Origin of the sequence: Sulfitobacter sp. HNIBRBA3233 (genome assembly GCF_040149665.1) — a bacterium.
In the GTDB taxonomy this organism is placed as follows: domain Bacteria; phylum Pseudomonadota; class Alphaproteobacteria; order Rhodobacterales; family Rhodobacteraceae; genus Sulfitobacter; species Sulfitobacter marinivivus.
Genome location: NZ_JBEFLP010000001.1, coordinates 924,099 through 938,941 on the forward strand (window position 1 = coordinate 924,099; position 14,843 = coordinate 938,941).

The 14,843-nt window shown below is 60.6% G+C and carries 14 protein-coding genes and 1 pseudogene; 6 read left to right on the plus strand and 9 right to left on the minus strand.

All coding sequences use genetic code 11. From position 1 onward, the window contains the following. Positions 1-3 precede the first annotated feature (3 nt). The 3 genes from ABMC89_RS04375 to ABMC89_RS04385 all read left to right on the plus strand — a co-directional run bounded on the left by ABMC89_RS04375 (position 4) and on the right by ABMC89_RS04385 (position 3,182). Positions 4-936: a methylenetetrahydrofolate reductase gene (locus tag ABMC89_RS04375; protein WP_349565572.1), complete on the plus strand. Its 933-nt coding sequence runs from the start codon at positions 4-6 to the stop codon at positions 934-936. A gap of 13 nt (positions 937-949) precedes the next feature. Further along, entirely contained in the window at positions 950-2,032 is a 1,083-nt protein-coding gene (locus tag ABMC89_RS04380; RefSeq protein ID WP_349565574.1) for a methyltetrahydrofolate cobalamin methyltransferase, read from the plus strand. Positions 2,033-2,231: 199 nt separating this feature from the next. Next, complete coding sequence (locus tag ABMC89_RS04385) at positions 2,232-3,182, plus strand: response regulator (protein WP_349565576.1); 951 nt, start codon at positions 2,232-2,234, stop codon at positions 3,180-3,182. 65 nt (positions 3,183-3,247) lie between these two features. On the opposite strand, the gene ABMC89_RS04390 is transcribed toward ABMC89_RS04385, so the two are convergent. Beyond that, complete coding sequence (locus tag ABMC89_RS04390) at positions 3,248-3,490, minus strand: hypothetical protein (protein ID WP_349565578.1); 243 nt, start codon at positions 3,488-3,490, stop codon at positions 3,248-3,250. A 312-nt stretch (positions 3,491-3,802) separates the two neighbouring features. Here ABMC89_RS04390 and ABMC89_RS04395 point away from each other — a divergent pair, with 312 nt between their 5' ends. Together ABMC89_RS04395 and ABMC89_RS04400 are read left to right on the plus strand one after the other, a co-directional pair. Beyond that, positions 3,803-5,020, plus strand: a complete 1,218-nt coding sequence (locus tag ABMC89_RS04395; RefSeq protein ID WP_349565580.1) for a cache domain-containing protein — start codon at positions 3,803-3,805, stop codon at positions 5,018-5,020. Positions 5,021-5,105: 85 nt separating this feature from the next. Continuing rightward, entirely contained in the window at positions 5,106-5,678 is a 573-nt protein-coding gene (locus tag ABMC89_RS04400) for a hypothetical protein (RefSeq protein WP_349565582.1), read from the plus strand. A gap of 6 nt (positions 5,679-5,684) precedes the next feature. Here the strand turns inward: ABMC89_RS04400 and ABMC89_RS04405 are convergent, their stop codons facing one another. The 4 genes and pseudogenes from ABMC89_RS04405 to ABMC89_RS04420 form a co-directional block, all read right to left on the minus strand. Next, complete coding sequence (locus ABMC89_RS04405; RefSeq protein WP_349565584.1) at positions 5,685-7,664, minus strand: glycosyltransferase; 1,980 nt, start codon at positions 7,662-7,664, stop codon at positions 5,685-5,687. Continuing rightward, positions 7,664-8,755, minus strand: coding sequence for an HlyD family secretion protein (locus tag ABMC89_RS04410; RefSeq protein ID WP_349565586.1), 1,092 nt, complete (start codon positions 8,753-8,755; stop codon positions 7,664-7,666). The genes ABMC89_RS04405 and ABMC89_RS04410 overlap by 1 nt, the downstream gene beginning before the upstream one ends. Before the next feature lie 192 nt (positions 8,756-8,947). Beyond that, positions 8,948-9,904, minus strand: coding sequence for a family 8 glycosyl hydrolase (locus ABMC89_RS04415; protein WP_349565588.1), 957 nt, complete (start codon positions 9,902-9,904; stop codon positions 8,948-8,950). A 299-nt stretch (positions 9,905-10,203) separates the two neighbouring features. Next, positions 10,204-10,658, minus strand: a pseudogene (locus ABMC89_RS04420) (IS6 family transposase); the annotation flags it as partial. 147 nt (positions 10,659-10,805) lie between these two features. Between ABMC89_RS04420 and ABMC89_RS04425 the strand changes: the two are divergent. Next, entirely contained in the window at positions 10,806-12,008 is a 1,203-nt protein-coding gene (locus ABMC89_RS04425) for a permease (RefSeq protein ID WP_349565590.1), read from the plus strand. Between the two features lie 25 nt (positions 12,009-12,033). Here ABMC89_RS04425 and ABMC89_RS04430 read toward each other — a convergent pair whose 3' ends face one another. The 4 genes from ABMC89_RS04430 to ABMC89_RS04445 all read right to left on the minus strand — a co-directional run bounded on the left by ABMC89_RS04430 (position 12,034) and on the right by ABMC89_RS04445 (position 14,818). Next, entirely contained in the window at positions 12,034-13,086 is a 1,053-nt protein-coding gene (locus ABMC89_RS04430) for a permease (protein ID WP_349565592.1), read from the minus strand. 54 nt (positions 13,087-13,140) lie between these two features. Next, on the minus strand, positions 13,141-13,455 hold the full coding sequence (locus tag ABMC89_RS04435; RefSeq protein ID WP_349565594.1) for an ArsR/SmtB family transcription factor: 315 nt from the start codon (positions 13,453-13,455) through the stop codon (positions 13,141-13,143). Positions 13,456-13,486: 31 nt separating this feature from the next. After that, the gene (locus ABMC89_RS04440; RefSeq protein ID WP_349565596.1) at positions 13,487-13,816 is read right to left on the minus strand and encodes a hypothetical protein; all 330 of its coding nucleotides are present in this window, start codon (positions 13,814-13,816) and stop codon (positions 13,487-13,489) included. Positions 13,817-13,912: 96 nt separating this feature from the next. Further along, positions 13,913-14,818, minus strand: a complete 906-nt coding sequence (locus tag ABMC89_RS04445; RefSeq protein ID WP_349565598.1) for a hypothetical protein — start codon at positions 14,816-14,818, stop codon at positions 13,913-13,915. Positions 14,819-14,843 lie beyond the last annotated feature (25 nt).

Below are 14,843 nucleotides of genomic sequence, written 5' to 3' on the forward strand. Positions count from 1 at the left end.
AAGATGGCCTTGTTGAATTTCCGTAAGAAGGACGTGCCGGCAACCGGCGGCAATGACCCGCGCGTCGAGGATTTCCTCAAGGATTTCTCGATCGAGGTGATGCCGCGCACCGCCGAGAAGGTCGAGGATTTCCGCGCCATCCTGCCAGAGGGCACCCGCGTCTACATCGCCCATATCGAAGGCACCCCGATCGAGGACATGGTCGCCACCGCCGCGCGCCTGAACGAAGACGGCTTCAAGGTGATGCCGCATTTTCCCGCCCGCATCATCAAGGACCGCGCCACGCTCGCCGACTGGATCGCCCGCTATCAGGGCGAGGCGGATGTGCGTCAGGGTCTTCTGCTGGCCGGAGGTGTCACCACACCACACGGCGATTTCAGCGACAGCATGCAGCTGATGGAAACCGGCCTGTTCGATGCCGCCGGGTTCGAGCGTCTGCATGTGGCGGGCCACCCCGAAGGCAACCGTGACATCGACATCGACGGCGGGCGCATCAATGTCGACGCCGCGCTGAAATGGAAAAACGATTTCCAGACCCGCACAGATGCGAAAATGGCCATCGCGACGCAATTCGCCTTCGAGGCGGCTCCGATCATCGAGTGGGCCAACGGATTGCAGGCGGCCGGCATCACCCTGCCGATCCACATCGGCATCGCGGGTCCGGCAAAGCTGCAAACGCTGATCAAATTCGCCATCGCCTGCGGTGTGGGCCCTTCGTTGAAGGTTCTGCAGAAGCGTGCGATGGATGTGACGAAACTGTTGCTGCCCTACGAACCGACGGAGGTTGTCGCCGAACTCGCCGCCTACAAGGCCGCGCATCCCGACTTCAACATCAGTCACGTCCACTTCTTCCCGCTGGGCGGCATCAAGACCAACGCCACATGGGCCCAAAACAACGGCGGCGCACACGCGCAGCCCGCCAAAGCAGCATCCTGAGGAGCCGCAGAGCATGACCAGAACAATTATCGAATCCAAGACCAAGACCACAGTAATCGGCTTTGACGAGCCGTTCTGCGTCATCGGGGAGCGCATCAACCCCACAGGCCGCAAGATCCTGAACGAAGAACTCGAGCGCGGCGATTTCAGCCGCGTCGAAGCCGACGCCGTGGCGCAGGTCGCGGCGGGGGCCACTGTCCTCGACGTGAACTCGGGCGCGGTTTTCTCCAACAAGATGGCCGAGGATCCACGCTACGCGGACAACAACTTCCTCGAACCCACGCTGATGCCCGAACTGATCCGCCGCGTGCAGGCCGTCACCGACTGCCCGCTGTGCATAGACAGCTCCGTGCCCGGCGCGCTTGAAAACGGTCTTGCCGCCGCCGAAGGCCGCCCGCTTCTGAACTCGGTCACCGGCGAGGAAGAGCGGCTGGAGCTCGTGCTGCCACTGGTCAAGAAATACAACGTGCCTGTCGTCGCGATTTCCAACGATGACACTGGCATCTCCGAAGACCCCGAAGTGCGCTTTGCCGTGGCCAAGAAGATCGTCGAGCGTGCGGCGGACTTCGGCATCCCCGCCCACGATATCGTCGTTGACCCGCTGGTTATGCCGATCGGGGCGATGGCGACAGCGGGCCATCAGGTGTTTACCCTCGTGCGCCGCCTGCGTGAAGAGCTCGGCGTGAACACGACCTGCGGCGCCTCCAATATCAGCTTTGGCCTGCCGAACCGGCACGGGATCAACAACGCCTTCCTGCCGATGGCAATGGGCGCGGGCATGACCTCTGCGATCATGAACCCCGTGGCGCTGCCCGTCGGACCCAAGCGGATCGCGGAAAAGAAGGCAGAGCTCGAAGCGCTCGGCGTGGTGCTGCCCGAGGGCATGGACGACGAAGCATTCGTGCAGCTTTTCGGTATGGGCTCCACCATGCCCCGTCCGGGCAAGGAAATGGAAGCGATCCGCGCAGCGAACTTCCTGTTCGACCGTGACCCCCACGGCACCGCGTGGATCGAATTCAACAAGCAGGCGCCCAAGGCCGGCCACGAAGGCCGCGGGCGTGCCGGGCGCACCGGCGGGCGTCGCAGACGCGCCTGAACCTTTGCCGGGGCAGGCCCTCCCTGCCCCGGTTTATTGACCAAACGATTGACAAGAAAATTGGCGCAACTTTTGATTGCACCGGCCCAACCCTTTCGGCTACTTGAGATTATCTGAACGATAATGCGGATTTAGAGTTAAGTATCGCGCGGACTGTTTTGCGCAATCTCGGACCGCCTGCGACAAGAGGTGCCGCGCCATGCGTATTTTGGCCGTCGATGACGATCCAACAATTCTGGAAATTACCGAACTTTTCCTTGAATCAATTGGATATACAGACGTCAGCCTTGCGCCCTCCGCGCAGCACGCAATGAAGGAAATGGACGCGAGCGATCGTCCTTTCGACTGTATCCTTCTCGATATCAACATGCCCGGCATGACCGGGATCGACCTGATCCCGCATATCATCGACCACCCCCATCACCACGAAGCGCGTATCGTCATGCTGACCGCTCTCAGCGATACCCAGCATATCGCCGATGCCTTCGTTGCCGGCGCCATCGACTACATGCTCAAGCCCTTCGAGCTTTTCGATCTCGAGGCCAGCATCAAGGCCGTCGAAGCGCAGCGCATGGCCGAGCGTCCGATCCCCGTGACCGCGCTGGATTACAAGCAATCGCAGGTCGTCAAGATCAACACGCTGATCGAACGCGGCGCGACCTTGCGGTCCGATGCCTCTGGCGTGGTGTCGCCATTCGCGATAGAGAATTGCGTTCTGCGCGTGCCCGGCTCTACCCGTGACGGCGCGGCCGTGGCTCTGGTCGAACTCGCCACATTGGCCGGCGGGCGCAAGATCAACGGCATCGGCACGGAAGACCCCTATATCCTGAAGCTGACCGAAGCGCTGGTCGAGGCGATCAAGGACACCAAGGGGATGCTGAGTTATAACGGCGAAGGGGTGTTTACCATCCTCGCGTTCAACTTTTCCCGCGATGAAGCGGCGCCCCTGCTGGACGCGGTCCACCGCGCCGTGGAAACGGCGGACAAGGAGGTGTTTGCCGATGCAGACACCATGACCGCCTACCGGACGCTGATGGTGCATTGCCGCGACCTACCCGATGCGCAGAACCCGCTCATCACCCTGCGCGACGCCCGCGCCGGCGATCCGGTCGCCGCAGCGGTTGTCGATATCGCCTCCAAGGGCGGCTAAGGCCGGACTGCGCGGTTGCAAAGGCGGCGCGCGCGATACCTGCGCCGCCCTCGCCACAGTGCAGGTCAGAGCATGAAATCAGCCTCGGAGAGTACCGTGGTGCCCGCGAGGGTCAAGCGCATATCCGCTCCGCCGTCACCGCCGACCACTCTATCGTCGCGGCCGCTTCCCTGAAGACGGGCATCACCCTCGCCGCCGGTGATGAATTCGCCCCCTCGACCGCCAATCAGGACGTCATTGCCAATCCCTCTGTCGAGATCGTCTTCGTTTCGTTCACCGAAGGTGCGATCGAGCGCTGGTTTGGGCACGGGACGGTGGACGGCACGGATTTGTCCAATGCGGCCCAAACGGGCAACTGCCACATTTGGAGGTCAGGCCCGCCCCTTGCCGAAATGGATGCTTTAGCCTCCGTGCTAAAACAGTCGTTGAGCCTTGGTTAAGATTCTGCGAAAGATATGATTACCTTTCAAATGGATGAATTGTTTTGTTTCAGGAAACATAAACCTGTTCCAAGACTGCCGCACGAGCGCCCCATTTGGGTGATGATGTAAAGAAGTGTTAACCATGCGTCGGTGTCCCGATCTCTGCCGAGGGCTCCGCATTTTCGATGTGAGTGCAGTATGTTAGACCCCAATACCAAGATTTCATCGCGCGCGTCCACTCGGATTACGATGTTCGTCCTCGCATCGATTATCTGCGCGGCGGTCTTTGTGGGCGTCATGGTATCGCGGCAAGCCGCTGATGCGCAGCGGCAACTGCATCAGGATATCGTCCTGCGCGGCGGCGACGCGGTCGGCCTGAGCTTCAATATGGCCATCAAGCGGGAATGGGCGAGTCTTCACGCCGTTGCCCGTAACGTCGGCACCTCTTCGCAGCAGCAGACAAACGACTTCATGGATGCTGTCGCCCAGACCGGTGGTCAGGTGGCCTGGGCGGGGGTCGCGGACCTGTCAGGGAAGGTTGTATCGGGGTCGAACCGGCGTCGCGAGGGCGAGGACGTGAGCGAACGGCGCTGGTATCAGGAAGGCCTGCGCGGCCCGAATGTCGGCAACGTCCACAACACGACATCACTCAAGCGCGATAATCAGGAAACGGGCGAGCGGCTGCTCAACCTGTCGACCCCGATCTACGACGCCGACTCCGGTGAAATCTCGGGCGTCGTGGTTTACAGTGTGCGTATGGCCTGGGTCAGTTCGTTCCTCTCGCAGGCACGCGAGCAGTTGAACGTCGACATCGTCGTGCAGAACCGCGAGGGCGAGACCCTCGTAGATACCCGCGACGAACCTACTGTACTGCCTGAGGCCGCTGTCGTGCAGGCAGGCCTCGGCAGGAGCGCAGCCGGATCTTTCCGGATCGTAGGCGACAGCGGCGGACTTTTCGCCATTGCGCCGAATTTCGTGACCGATGAGCTTCCGGATTTCGGATGGAGGGTTTACGCGCTGCTCGACAGCGATGGCGTGGCGAACGTGCTGCCGGGGCTGCTCACCAATGCGATCATCGCGGTTGCAATCGCTGCAAGCTTTGTGCTGGCCGTGACCCTCGTGACGCTGCGTCTGGTCCTGCGCCCGTTCGAGGAACTGACCGAAACGGCGGTCCAGATCGCAAACGGCAAGGACGTCTACCCGATAGAGACCCGCGCCTCGCGCGAAGCCATCATGCTGTCCCGCGCGCTCGTCCTCATTCAAAGCAAGGTAGAGAAGCTGCCAAAACTCAAGGAAGCGGGAGCGCCAGTGCTGGAAATGCTCCGACCGTCAGCGGCCAGAAACGATGCTGACGCCGGCGAACCGGAGTCCAAGCAGACGGACAAGCGGCAGACCCGCTTGGGCGAAAAGGCCTGAACCCGCCGGCCCTGCCAAGGCCCGCTTCCCAAAAACTGTCAGTCCTGCCACAGTACAGATGACCTGTTTCAACCTTGGACTACCGATGAAAAAGACAACCTGCTCGCTGATATGTTCCGTGGCTGGCCTGTGGTTCGCCACCGCGACCGACGGACAGGCAGACGGATATTTCTTGCAGATCGACCTTGCCTCAGAGACGTCGGATGTCGTGGTGGCCACGACGCGCGGCACCTTCAGCTACGGGGCGAACTATTCGTCCTACGAAGGGGGCTGGAGCCTCGGCGCTTCGGTCACGCGGGATTTCGCGATCGAGAATTTCGGAACGGTCAAGATCGGCCCCAGCATCGGCACCACCGACGAGCGCGACGATTTCGCCGTCGGCGCCAAGCTGGTGCTGGAGCGCTATGTGCCCACCAATTTCGGCTTTGTTTTCCTGCTCGGCCAATACAATACCATCGACGATGACTTTTTCACGCTTGCCCAGATCGGCAATGGCAAAGGCATTTCAGTCGATCTATCCGCCGGCAAAAGCGACACCTATTCAGAGCAGTCTATCGCGGTCAATTACCTGCTGGGGGATAGCCCCGTCAGCCTGCGAGGCGGATACCGGTTCAAGGCGCGGGAAATATTCTTGGGTGTTTCGCTGAACACCTTTTGACCGGCCTTATTCCCGCGCAGGGCCGAAACGTCTCATCAGGTCGGACAGAAGCTTGCTCAGCTTCACCTGCGTGACACCGGGTTCGTTGCCTTCGGCGTAAAGCTTGATCAGCATGGCCTCGTGCTGTTCCTCTGTCGGCAGCAGGCCCAGCCGCATGCCGTCCCCCACTTCGGCGATGGCGTATACCTCGATTTGGCCCGGAATATCCGCGATCACCAGACGCCCCCGTGTCGTGATCGGGACCTTGATACCGCGGATCCGCACGGTCTGGCTGGTCAGCGATGTCAGCCACAGCTGGTGCGAGACGCCATTCACCGTGTATTCCGCCAGTTCCGCCTTGTCGGAGACATGCAGTTCGGTGCGCGGCCGCTCGATACAGGCAAGGCAGGTCACCGCAAGTACGAAGACATTGTAGAGGCTCCAGAACAGGATGACCCACTTGCCATCCCCGGCGTCATAGGACGCGAAGCGATCGACGAAGATGCCCAGCAACAGCCCCACGATCGTCAGAACAAGGCCCACGAGAAACGGCATCATGATCCGCCACTGGATGACTACCTTCGAGCGGTCGCCGCCCTTCGCGGTAACGGAAAAAGGATGTCCATGTGGCCGCAGCAGCGCCGAGAAGGCCGCGCGCGTGATCGGGATGGCGCCGAGCAGCTGGCTTACGTCATTGAGGATCGGCACCACCATCCCGCGGCTGAGAAAGTTCAGCGTCATCAGGATCCAGAAATAATAGGCCCCGAAATAGCTGATCACATCCGCCAGACTGGCATCCACCACGATGATGCCGAAGTACCAGTAGAGCAGCGGAAAGATGATGGCCGCCAGACGGAAGGGAAAGGTCGTCGTCCAGAACAGGATGGAATCGATCACGCTCCAGCGGTCGCGCAGACGCAGATTGCTGGGGGCAAAGGGGCCGAGCGATGACCGCGCGATCTGCATCAGCCCCAGACACCAGCGCGCGCGCTGGGTGATGTATTCCTTGAGCCCCTCCGGCGCGAGCCCCTCGGTCAGCGGTTCGGAGAGATAGATTGTTTTCCATCCGCCGTTTTGCAGCGCGAGGGTAAGCATGAAATCCTCGGTCACGGATTCCGTGTTGAAGCCCCCGATCTCGCGCAAGGCGCTCCAGCGGCACATCGACGACGTCCCGCAGCAAAACGCGATCCCCCAGGCATCCCGCGACGGCTGCATGTGGTCGAAGAAGAACCGCTGTTCATCCGGCAGCGACCGGCTGAGGTTGAAATTGTGCTGGATGGGGTCGGCATTGAAGAAGAACTGCGGCGTCTGCACCAGCCCGACCTTGCTGTCGTGGAAAAGCGCGAGCGTCCGCGACACGAAACCCCGATGCGGCACGAAATCCGCGTCGAGCACGGCGATAAAGTCCGGAACGACATCGTCCTCCGCCAGCCGGTCCAGCGCGTGATTGATGTTTCCGGCCTTCTGCCCTTCATTGGTGGGGCGTCTGATGTAGCGGACACCGATTTCCGCACAGTAATCGCGCAGCCAGTCACGACGCTTGTCATCGCAGACGACGATCTCCTTGTTGGGATACCTGAGCGATTTCGCCCCCACGATGGTACGCTCCAGCACGTCCTTTTCTTCGTTGTAGGTCGCGATCAGGATGGCCACTCGGGGGTTTTCGCTGCCCCACCACGACGCATAGGCGTCGGCCTCGCCGCTGCGGCGTTTCACCCGCGACAGGATCAGGAAGGCGCTCAGCGATCCGACGATCGAAAACAGCTCGAGGCCCAGCAGCATCCAGCTTCCGAGCGTGTCGAGGTTAAACCCGAAGGGCGCGATCGTCTCTGTCGCGCGCCACCACGCATAGCGCAGCGCCAGCAGGGCTGCGACACCCAGCAGGATCGAGCGGTGCAGCGTGCGGCTTACGTCGATCAGAGCGGGCAGCAATCCCGCCACCCCGATGACCAGCACAAGGTGCATGCTCACGGATCCCAGCTCTCCCAGATGTGGGAAGGGCAGCATCAGTCCAGCAGTGTCCGGAACCAGTCGAGCGGACGACCGTCGAAGAAGGCGCGCCCGGTACGCCCGATGGCGCAGCCGCGATCGGCGTCTGCGGTGAGCCCCGGCACCAACAGGGCGACGTCATATCGTTCGAGGTGTCTTTGCGTAGGTGCGACCGCGAGGTTGCGGTAGATCGTCTCCGCCCCCGACCCGGCCAGCCGCGCCACCGTCGCCTCGAACACGCGCCCCTTTCCGCCCATCCTGAACGATGCCTCATCCCCGATGCTCAGCGTATTGAACAGGCGCTCGGTGACCGACAGCGTTACGAAGCTCGCGTCGCAATCGACGAGCCGCAGGATCGGGTCACCGCGCTGGACGTTGACACCCCCCGCTTGCAGCACTTCCCAGTAGATCCCGTTCACCGGCGACCGGATCGCGCCACCGGTCAGGTTGTTGAAGCGCAGGTACGCGCGTTCGGTGCGCGTCGACACCGCCTCGAACCGGGTAATGGCCTGAGCAAGGGCATTCTGCAGGTCGGTGATCCGCGTTTCCAGCTCTGTCGCCCGCTGCTCTGCATTCGGGGAGTCGTTGTAGCCATCTCCGAGGAAAACGCCCTTTTTGGCTGTTTCAAGGGCGATCTCCAGAACCTCGACGTCTTCGCGCGCCCGCTCGATCGCCAGCCGATCGTCTCGCGTCCGCTGCGGCGAAATATCGGCGGAAGCACCGGTATCTTCCGCGTCCCCCTCACGCTCGACGGGTTCGCCGTCGAGGATCGCAAGACGCGCGCGCGCATGTTCAAGCCTGACGGTAAGTTCTTCCAGCCGGCCTGCGCGGAAGATTTCCGTCCGGTCATCCAGACTGTCGCGCATCGCCTCAACCGCCGCCAGATCGGCCGTCAGGCGCGCTATTTCAGCCTCGGCAAACGTCGTTTCCATCCGCAGGTCGTTCAACCGCACCGAATCGACAAGCGGGTCGAGGACGGAGGCAAGCTCCTCGCCCTCGCGGACCCGCGAGCCGAGGGAGTTGGTGTTCAGCGTGAGATCTCCTGCCGTGGGCGCGCGGACCGTGACGACCGGCGCATTCACGACAGCATTCGCGCTGGCTCCGGACATTTGTTCGCCGATGATGACCCATAGCGCGACCAAGATAAGCAACAAACTGATAAACAGACGTACGGGTTTCATGCGGTTTTCCCTGTTGGCATCGGTCCCCTGACCCGGCTTTCGCCTCGATATTGAATGACATTAGCCCGCGGTTTCAACGTGGCAGCCTTCGACCGGCAAGAATTAACGCATAAGTGGTATTTATGCGCCTTCTTTCCACGCAACCTGCGCCAGAAGACCAAGCGTTGCGGGATAATATCCCTGCGATGGTGAGCCCGCAGGCCCGGGGGCGCGCCCGGCGGCAAGGCTGGCCACAGCGCGGAATCCGGCGGCATCACTGCGGGCACGGACCCCGCCATCCGCATCGGTGACCGTCGCGATATGGCCGCGCAGGGGACTGGCGGCGAACCTGTCCTGCATCCGCGCCACGGCAGGATGCGCCGACCGCCCCGACCAGACCAGATACAACGGGAGGCGAAGCGCATCCCAACCGCAGAGGTCCTCGAATCCTTCCGCCGGTGACACGCCTTGCGGCGTGATCTCCACCCAGTCGCGCAGGGCTGCCGGATCCGACAGGATGCGTTCACCATGCACGGCGGCTTTGACAAGCGCCACGCGCCCCGATGCCTCGCCCAGCTCGATCAGCGCGCGAATAACGTAGTAAGAGGGGTTCACGAGCACGGATGTGTCAGTCGCCCTGGAAAGGTCGGAGGGTTTCAGCAAGCTTTCCGCAGGTGCCCGCGGATCTGGCGCAAGGCAGATCCCCGTGATGTCTGTGGCGATGCGGTTCATCTCTTCCGCATGGCCCGCCCAGCCGGAATCCCTGTCCGCGCGCAACAATGCCCAAGCCCTCAGCAGATCGCCGTCAGTCGCATTGCGCCAGTCGCTTACGCCGTCATCCTGCCACTTCCACGCCATCAGGGCATCCTGTCTGACGGCGAGATTGGCCCGCGTCCACGCCTCGATCCGCTCGAACGCGTCCCGGTCGCCCCACGCCTGCGCGAGCAACAGGCCGTAGGCCTGTCCTTCGGAATGGCTCACCCCGCCCTGCTCGCGATCCACAACCCGTCCCTCCGCAGTCATGAACGCGGCCTTCCAATCCTCCCACGCCGAGGATCCAGCCCAACCGCGCCCGGCGGCAAGACCTGCCAGCGCCACAATGAGGGCCCGTCGATTGATGTCTGCGTATTCAATAGACAATTTCTGGGGCCTCGTCTTGGATGGGAACCGGGGGAAACTCTGGCTTTTCATATCCCTGCTTAGCACGGGAAAACATGCATTTGTGCTTACTCTCGAAAGCGATTGTTTTCAGAAGCAACTAAGCACCGGACGGATCGACCACAAGTTGAAGGCCGCCCAAGCGGGACACAACAAATCGGTCAAAATGGGGTGGGTGGCGGTGCTGGCAGACGAATTCGAACCAGTCTCCGAATGGACAGTGACGCTGGCTCATATTTTGCGCAGAGGCCGCGCCACCCGGCAAAAGCGGCGGCACGGTTGAGTTTGAAGTTGGGTCGAGTTGAGAGACTGCGCTCCTGATCAAAGTGATTGTAGACGGAGGCGTGAACGGCGTCGCATTTCTGTAAACTTCGCATGGTCCCGCAACGCAACATCGTACTCTCCCGTCGTCGAAACGGCAGGTGTGAATTCTCCGCCCGATTGTTCAGCCAGCGGCCGGTTTCTTGGCGGTGTTCCGCACCAATTTCTTCAGCGCCGCTCCGTATGAACGCAGTCGGTCCGTGACGACACCCTCCGGCTGACCATGCTTACGCATTGTTTTCTTGAAGAATTTCAATGCGGCCTTCTTATCGCGCGTCTTTGTCACAAGGCTTTCCAAGACTTCGCCTTCATGATCGACCTCACGCCATAGATAGTGTCGCTCACCGTTAATTTTTACAAACACCTCGTCCATCTGCGCCTCGCCAGCCCAGCGCCCGACTGGTGGGGACCGTTCTGCGTCGGCTTCGATGTTGCCCTCGGGGCCTGGCTGCTGACGCTCCGCCCGGAACCCGCCGGCGGGGAACCTCGTTGAAACGATGAGACAGGATAAGAGAGACCTATGACGCAAAGCTTCCTCGAAACCTGGCATTCGGCCGCGACCACGGCGCTCGGCCTCTTCTGGACGGCCTTCTGGGCCTTCGGTCTCGGCTACCTGATCTCGTCGATGATTCAGGTCTTCGTCACGCGCCAGACCATGCAGAAGCAGATGGGCGAGGCCGGTCCGCGCTCGGTCGCCATGGGCACGTTTTTCGGCTTCGCCAGCTCGTCGTGCAGCTTCGCGGCGCTGTCTGGCACCCGCGCGCTGTTTGCCAAGGGCGCGGGGCTGGTGCCCTCGCTCGCGTTCCTGCTGGCCTCCACCAACCTCGTCGTGGAGCTCGGCATCATCATCGCGATCTTCCTCGGCTGGCAGTTCGTCGTCGGCGAATATGTAGGCGGCCTTCTGCTGATCGGTTTGATGTGGTTTGTGATCCGCCTGACCAAGTGCATCGCCCCGGTCGAAGAGGCGCGGCGCACCGCGCAGCAGAGCCAGGGCGACGAGGACGAGGCGGAGGGCGACGACGCCTCGTGGCGCGACAAGATCGCCTCGCGGCAGAGCTGGGCCATGGTCGCGCAGCGCTACGTCATGGAATGGATGATGGTCTGGAAGGACGTGACCGTGGGCTTCACGGTCGCAGGCATCATCGCCGCCTTCGTGCCGCAAAGCTTCTTCGAATGGCTCTTTATCGGCGGCGACGATCCGAACTTCTTCGAGCTTTTGGCACAGGCTTTGGTCGGCCCGGTCGCGGCCTTCTTCACCTTCATCGGATCGATGGGGAACATCCCGCTCGCGGCCGTTCTCTACGGCAACGGCGTGGCCTTCGCGGGGATCATGGCGTTCATCTTCTCCGACCTCGTCGTCATCCCCGTGCTGCGGGTCAACGCGCAGTATTACGGGTGGAAGATGGCGCTCTACATTCTCGGCGTCTTCCTCGTGGTGCTCGTGGCGACGGCGATGCTGCTGCATTACGGGTTCGCGGCCCTCGGCCTGTTGCCCACGGCCGAGCAGGTCCGCACGGTCATCGACCGCGACTTCTTCGCCCTCGACTATACCTTCTGGCTGAACCTCGTCTTCGGCGCGCTCGGCCTCGCTTTCCTCGCCTGGAAGATCGCCCGATCCGGCTGGAGCTTCGCCATCGAAGCGGGCGTCGTCGAAAAGGCCCTCTTTGTCCTTGCCATGGCCTCCTACGCGTGGCTCGCGGTCGGTCTCTTCGTCGGCGGATGAGTGGGGTTGCATCCGTGTTGAGCCTTCAGATCATCGTCCAGAGCTGAAACAGAAGGCCTGTCGCAAAGGAGCCGGTCAAAGCGATCCCAAAATAGAGAAAGAACACCTTTCGCTTCACCATCGCCCAGACCGCAATAGCCGCTGGCAGCGAGGTCACACCCCCTGCGACCAGAAACGCGAGACCTGCGCCCGGGGCCATGCCTTGCCCGAGAAGGCCACCGACGAGCGGCAGGGCAGCGTAGCCGTTGAGATACGCAGGTACGCCGACCAGGGTTGCGATCGCGATAGGAGCGAGGCCTGTGCCGCCGAGCGAACGGGCCACCAGATCGGCAGGAAGCCACGCGAGCATCAGGCTTTCCAGCACGAATGCGAGCGTCAGCCATTTGGCGAGAAACAGCGTGGTCTTGATCCCCTCGCGTATGAACTTGCTGACACGCTCATCGTCCTGCCAAAACTTCCAGACAACAGGCTTCGCCGTGCGCACTTTTGCACCACCGCACCCGCCATTGCCAACGCCCTCGCGCAGTGGATCGGCTAATCCGCCCGCCCTGCTCAGGAGATGGACCACATAGCCGCCGAAGACACCCAGTCCGACGGCTGCGAGCGTTTTGGCTACAGCGAACTCGATCCCGAGAACTCCAGTGGTCAGCACAAACATTGAGGGGTCCATGACCGGCGAGGCGAGCCAGAAGGCCATGACGGCCGAGAGTGGCACACCCATTGCAAGAAGTGCCGCGATCAGCGGGATGACACCACAGGAGCAGAACGGCGACAGGCCTCCTGCGAACGCCGCAATCAAAATCATAATTGCGGGCGATCCGGTGAAGGCACGTGCAATCAGAGCGTCAGCACCGGTCGCACCGGCATAGGCGGCGATGCCGATTGAGAGAAACAGAAACGGCGCGACCTCAAGCAGGTTGCGCGCGGCAAACTCTGCACTGATGGCAGCCTGTCCGGGGGCGAGAACCAACAGGGCGAGCAAGAGACCGGCGATGAACAACAAGACCTTCTCCTCGGTCCACAGCCGATGAGCGAGGTCGGTTGCCCATGAGCGGACGCTGAGGGCGAGTTCAGTCATAGCGATACCCCTAGATTAGTAGTTATAAAAAGCAGAGAAAAAGGCCGCGCTTCATCATGCGACGTCCTCCTGTGTAAGGGTGACACCGACGCAGCACTCAGCAGTCAAGAACGATACAGTTCTGCGCATCGCGCCGTAATCGACCCGGTTCAAAATCTGGCGACCCTGGCGCTCCTGAATAACCAGCCCGGCATCTACAAGAGCTTTAAGATGATGCGCGAGTGTAGAAGCCGCCATGTCGATATGCTGACCGATCTCGCCCACGTTCAGGCCTTCGTCCCCGGCCCGAACCAGAAGCCGGAAGATCGCGAGACGAGTTTCATGCCCTAGGGCGGCCAAAGAGAGAGCGATGGATGCATTTGAATTCATGACACATATAAAAACTATAAAACTAGTTTTATCAATATAATTTTTTGGGTGCCTCACCTGCCTGTCTTTTTTTATCAAGGAAAACTGAAGCCGCCATCGGTGCACGTGCGGCGAAGGTCTGCAAAGTCCCGCAAAGCTGATCTTTGATCTGAGCGCAGCGGACGACCGCTCTCCGCCCGGTGTCTACAGAATAGCAAAGGTAACGAACGGCCCCCAGCGGACCTTCACCATCCATGGAGATGCTGCTGTGCGGCCCTTCATTACGGACTTTCGCTGCAACTGCAGAGTCAATTGGTCGACGAATAAACACTTCGCGGATTTTGCTGCCGTTGGTCTTACCGGTGCCGACGTATGCTTCCACGTAATGTCATGGTAGTCACGCCTCAGAGATTATGCTGACGCGGTGGAAGCCGCGCCCGTATTGTGAGGGATGTAGACCAGTAATAGGATTGTGTAATTACCCGCTCTTCACTGCTCCCTTACGGTCTCTGACATCTCCGTAGAATTGTGATGCTGACGCAAGAATCGACAATATGATCGCCAGAGCCAGCAGCAGTGGATTTGATATCGCGGCATCAATGAGGTCTGGGCGAACGACCGTTGGCTTGTTCGTGCCAAAGTATCCCAAGTGTAATTCGACATCACCTGGTCGGGATAGAGCGACGATGTCCATATAGTCTCCCCCTAAAGATGAACCAGAAGTGATATGACCAAATGTCTCCGCAGGGGACTCACCGGACCAAACGGTGGCTGTACCCCCTCTTACCAATTCACCTGTTTTGATAACCTCCGTCACGTTGGACCGCAGCATGCTGGTTGTGAAGCCAGCCTCCCGAGCTTCCCATCTTCCACCGGATAAGAAGTTAATCTCTCCATTTCCAATTGGTGTACCGATGGTAACTTGTGCCGCGAAGGTAAGTGCACCAGCCTCCCGCCAAGCTTCTGGGGACAGGATTATTTTGGTTCCGTCCTGGAATGATGGCATCACATCGTTTTCAACACCGATAACCAACTCGTCTCGTTGAGATACGGTTATCTTCACAGTCATTCCATCACGCCACGCAGCAACCAAACCGTCCTGCTTCTCCACGTCATAGAAACGGCGATCACACAGATCATTCGTTTCTTCCTGAGTCAAATCGGGCTGCGCTTTCAAACGGCAAATTGCTGCATTTGGGATCATCCAAATATTGGAGTTACCGACAAATCTGATGGTTGCCGCAGTGGTCTGGGCTTCGATCAAGAAAGTGCGCGTCTTACTGAAGGTACTGACGATCATGAAAAACAGCAGGCTACAGATCGCCAAGAGCATTAGCAGCAACCGCATTGCACCAATTAATTTCAATCGACCGAACATCGACATAAACGACACCTCCCCAATTGAGGTG

Bases quoted from the DNA above. Each gene is read 5' to 3' on its own strand.
- ABMC89_RS04375 (WP_349565572.1), top strand. From the start codon at position 4: ATGGCCTTGTTGAATTTCCGTAAGAAGGACGTGCCGGCAACCGGCGGC.
- ABMC89_RS04380 (WP_349565574.1), top strand. From the start codon at position 950: ATGACCAGAACAATTATCGAATCCAAGACCAAGACCACAGTAATCGGC.
- ABMC89_RS04385 (WP_349565576.1), top strand. From the start codon at position 2,232: ATGCGTATTTTGGCCGTCGATGACGATCCAACAATTCTGGAAATTACC.
- ABMC89_RS04395 (WP_349565580.1), top strand. From the start codon at position 3,803: ATGTTAGACCCCAATACCAAGATTTCATCGCGCGCGTCCACTCGGATT.
- ABMC89_RS04400 (WP_349565582.1), top strand. From the start codon at position 5,106: ATGAAAAAGACAACCTGCTCGCTGATATGTTCCGTGGCTGGCCTGTGG.
- ABMC89_RS04405 (WP_349565584.1), bottom strand. From the start codon at position 7,664: ATGCTGCCCTTCCCACATCTGGGAGAGCTGGGATCCGTGAGCATGCAC.
- ABMC89_RS04410 (WP_349565586.1), bottom strand. From the start codon at position 8,755: ATGTCCGGAGCCAGCGCGAATGCTGTCGTGAATGCGCCGGTCGTCACG.
- ABMC89_RS04425 (WP_349565590.1), top strand. From the start codon at position 10,806: ATGACGCAAAGCTTCCTCGAAACCTGGCATTCGGCCGCGACCACGGCG.
- ABMC89_RS04430 (WP_349565592.1), bottom strand. From the start codon at position 13,086: ATGACTGAACTCGCCCTCAGCGTCCGCTCATGGGCAACCGACCTCGCT.
- ABMC89_RS04435 (WP_349565594.1), bottom strand. From the start codon at position 13,455: ATGAATTCAAATGCATCCATCGCTCTCTCTTTGGCCGCCCTAGGGCAT.
- ABMC89_RS04445 (WP_349565598.1), bottom strand. From the start codon at position 14,818: ATGTCGATGTTCGGTCGATTGAAATTAATTGGTGCAATGCGGTTGCTG.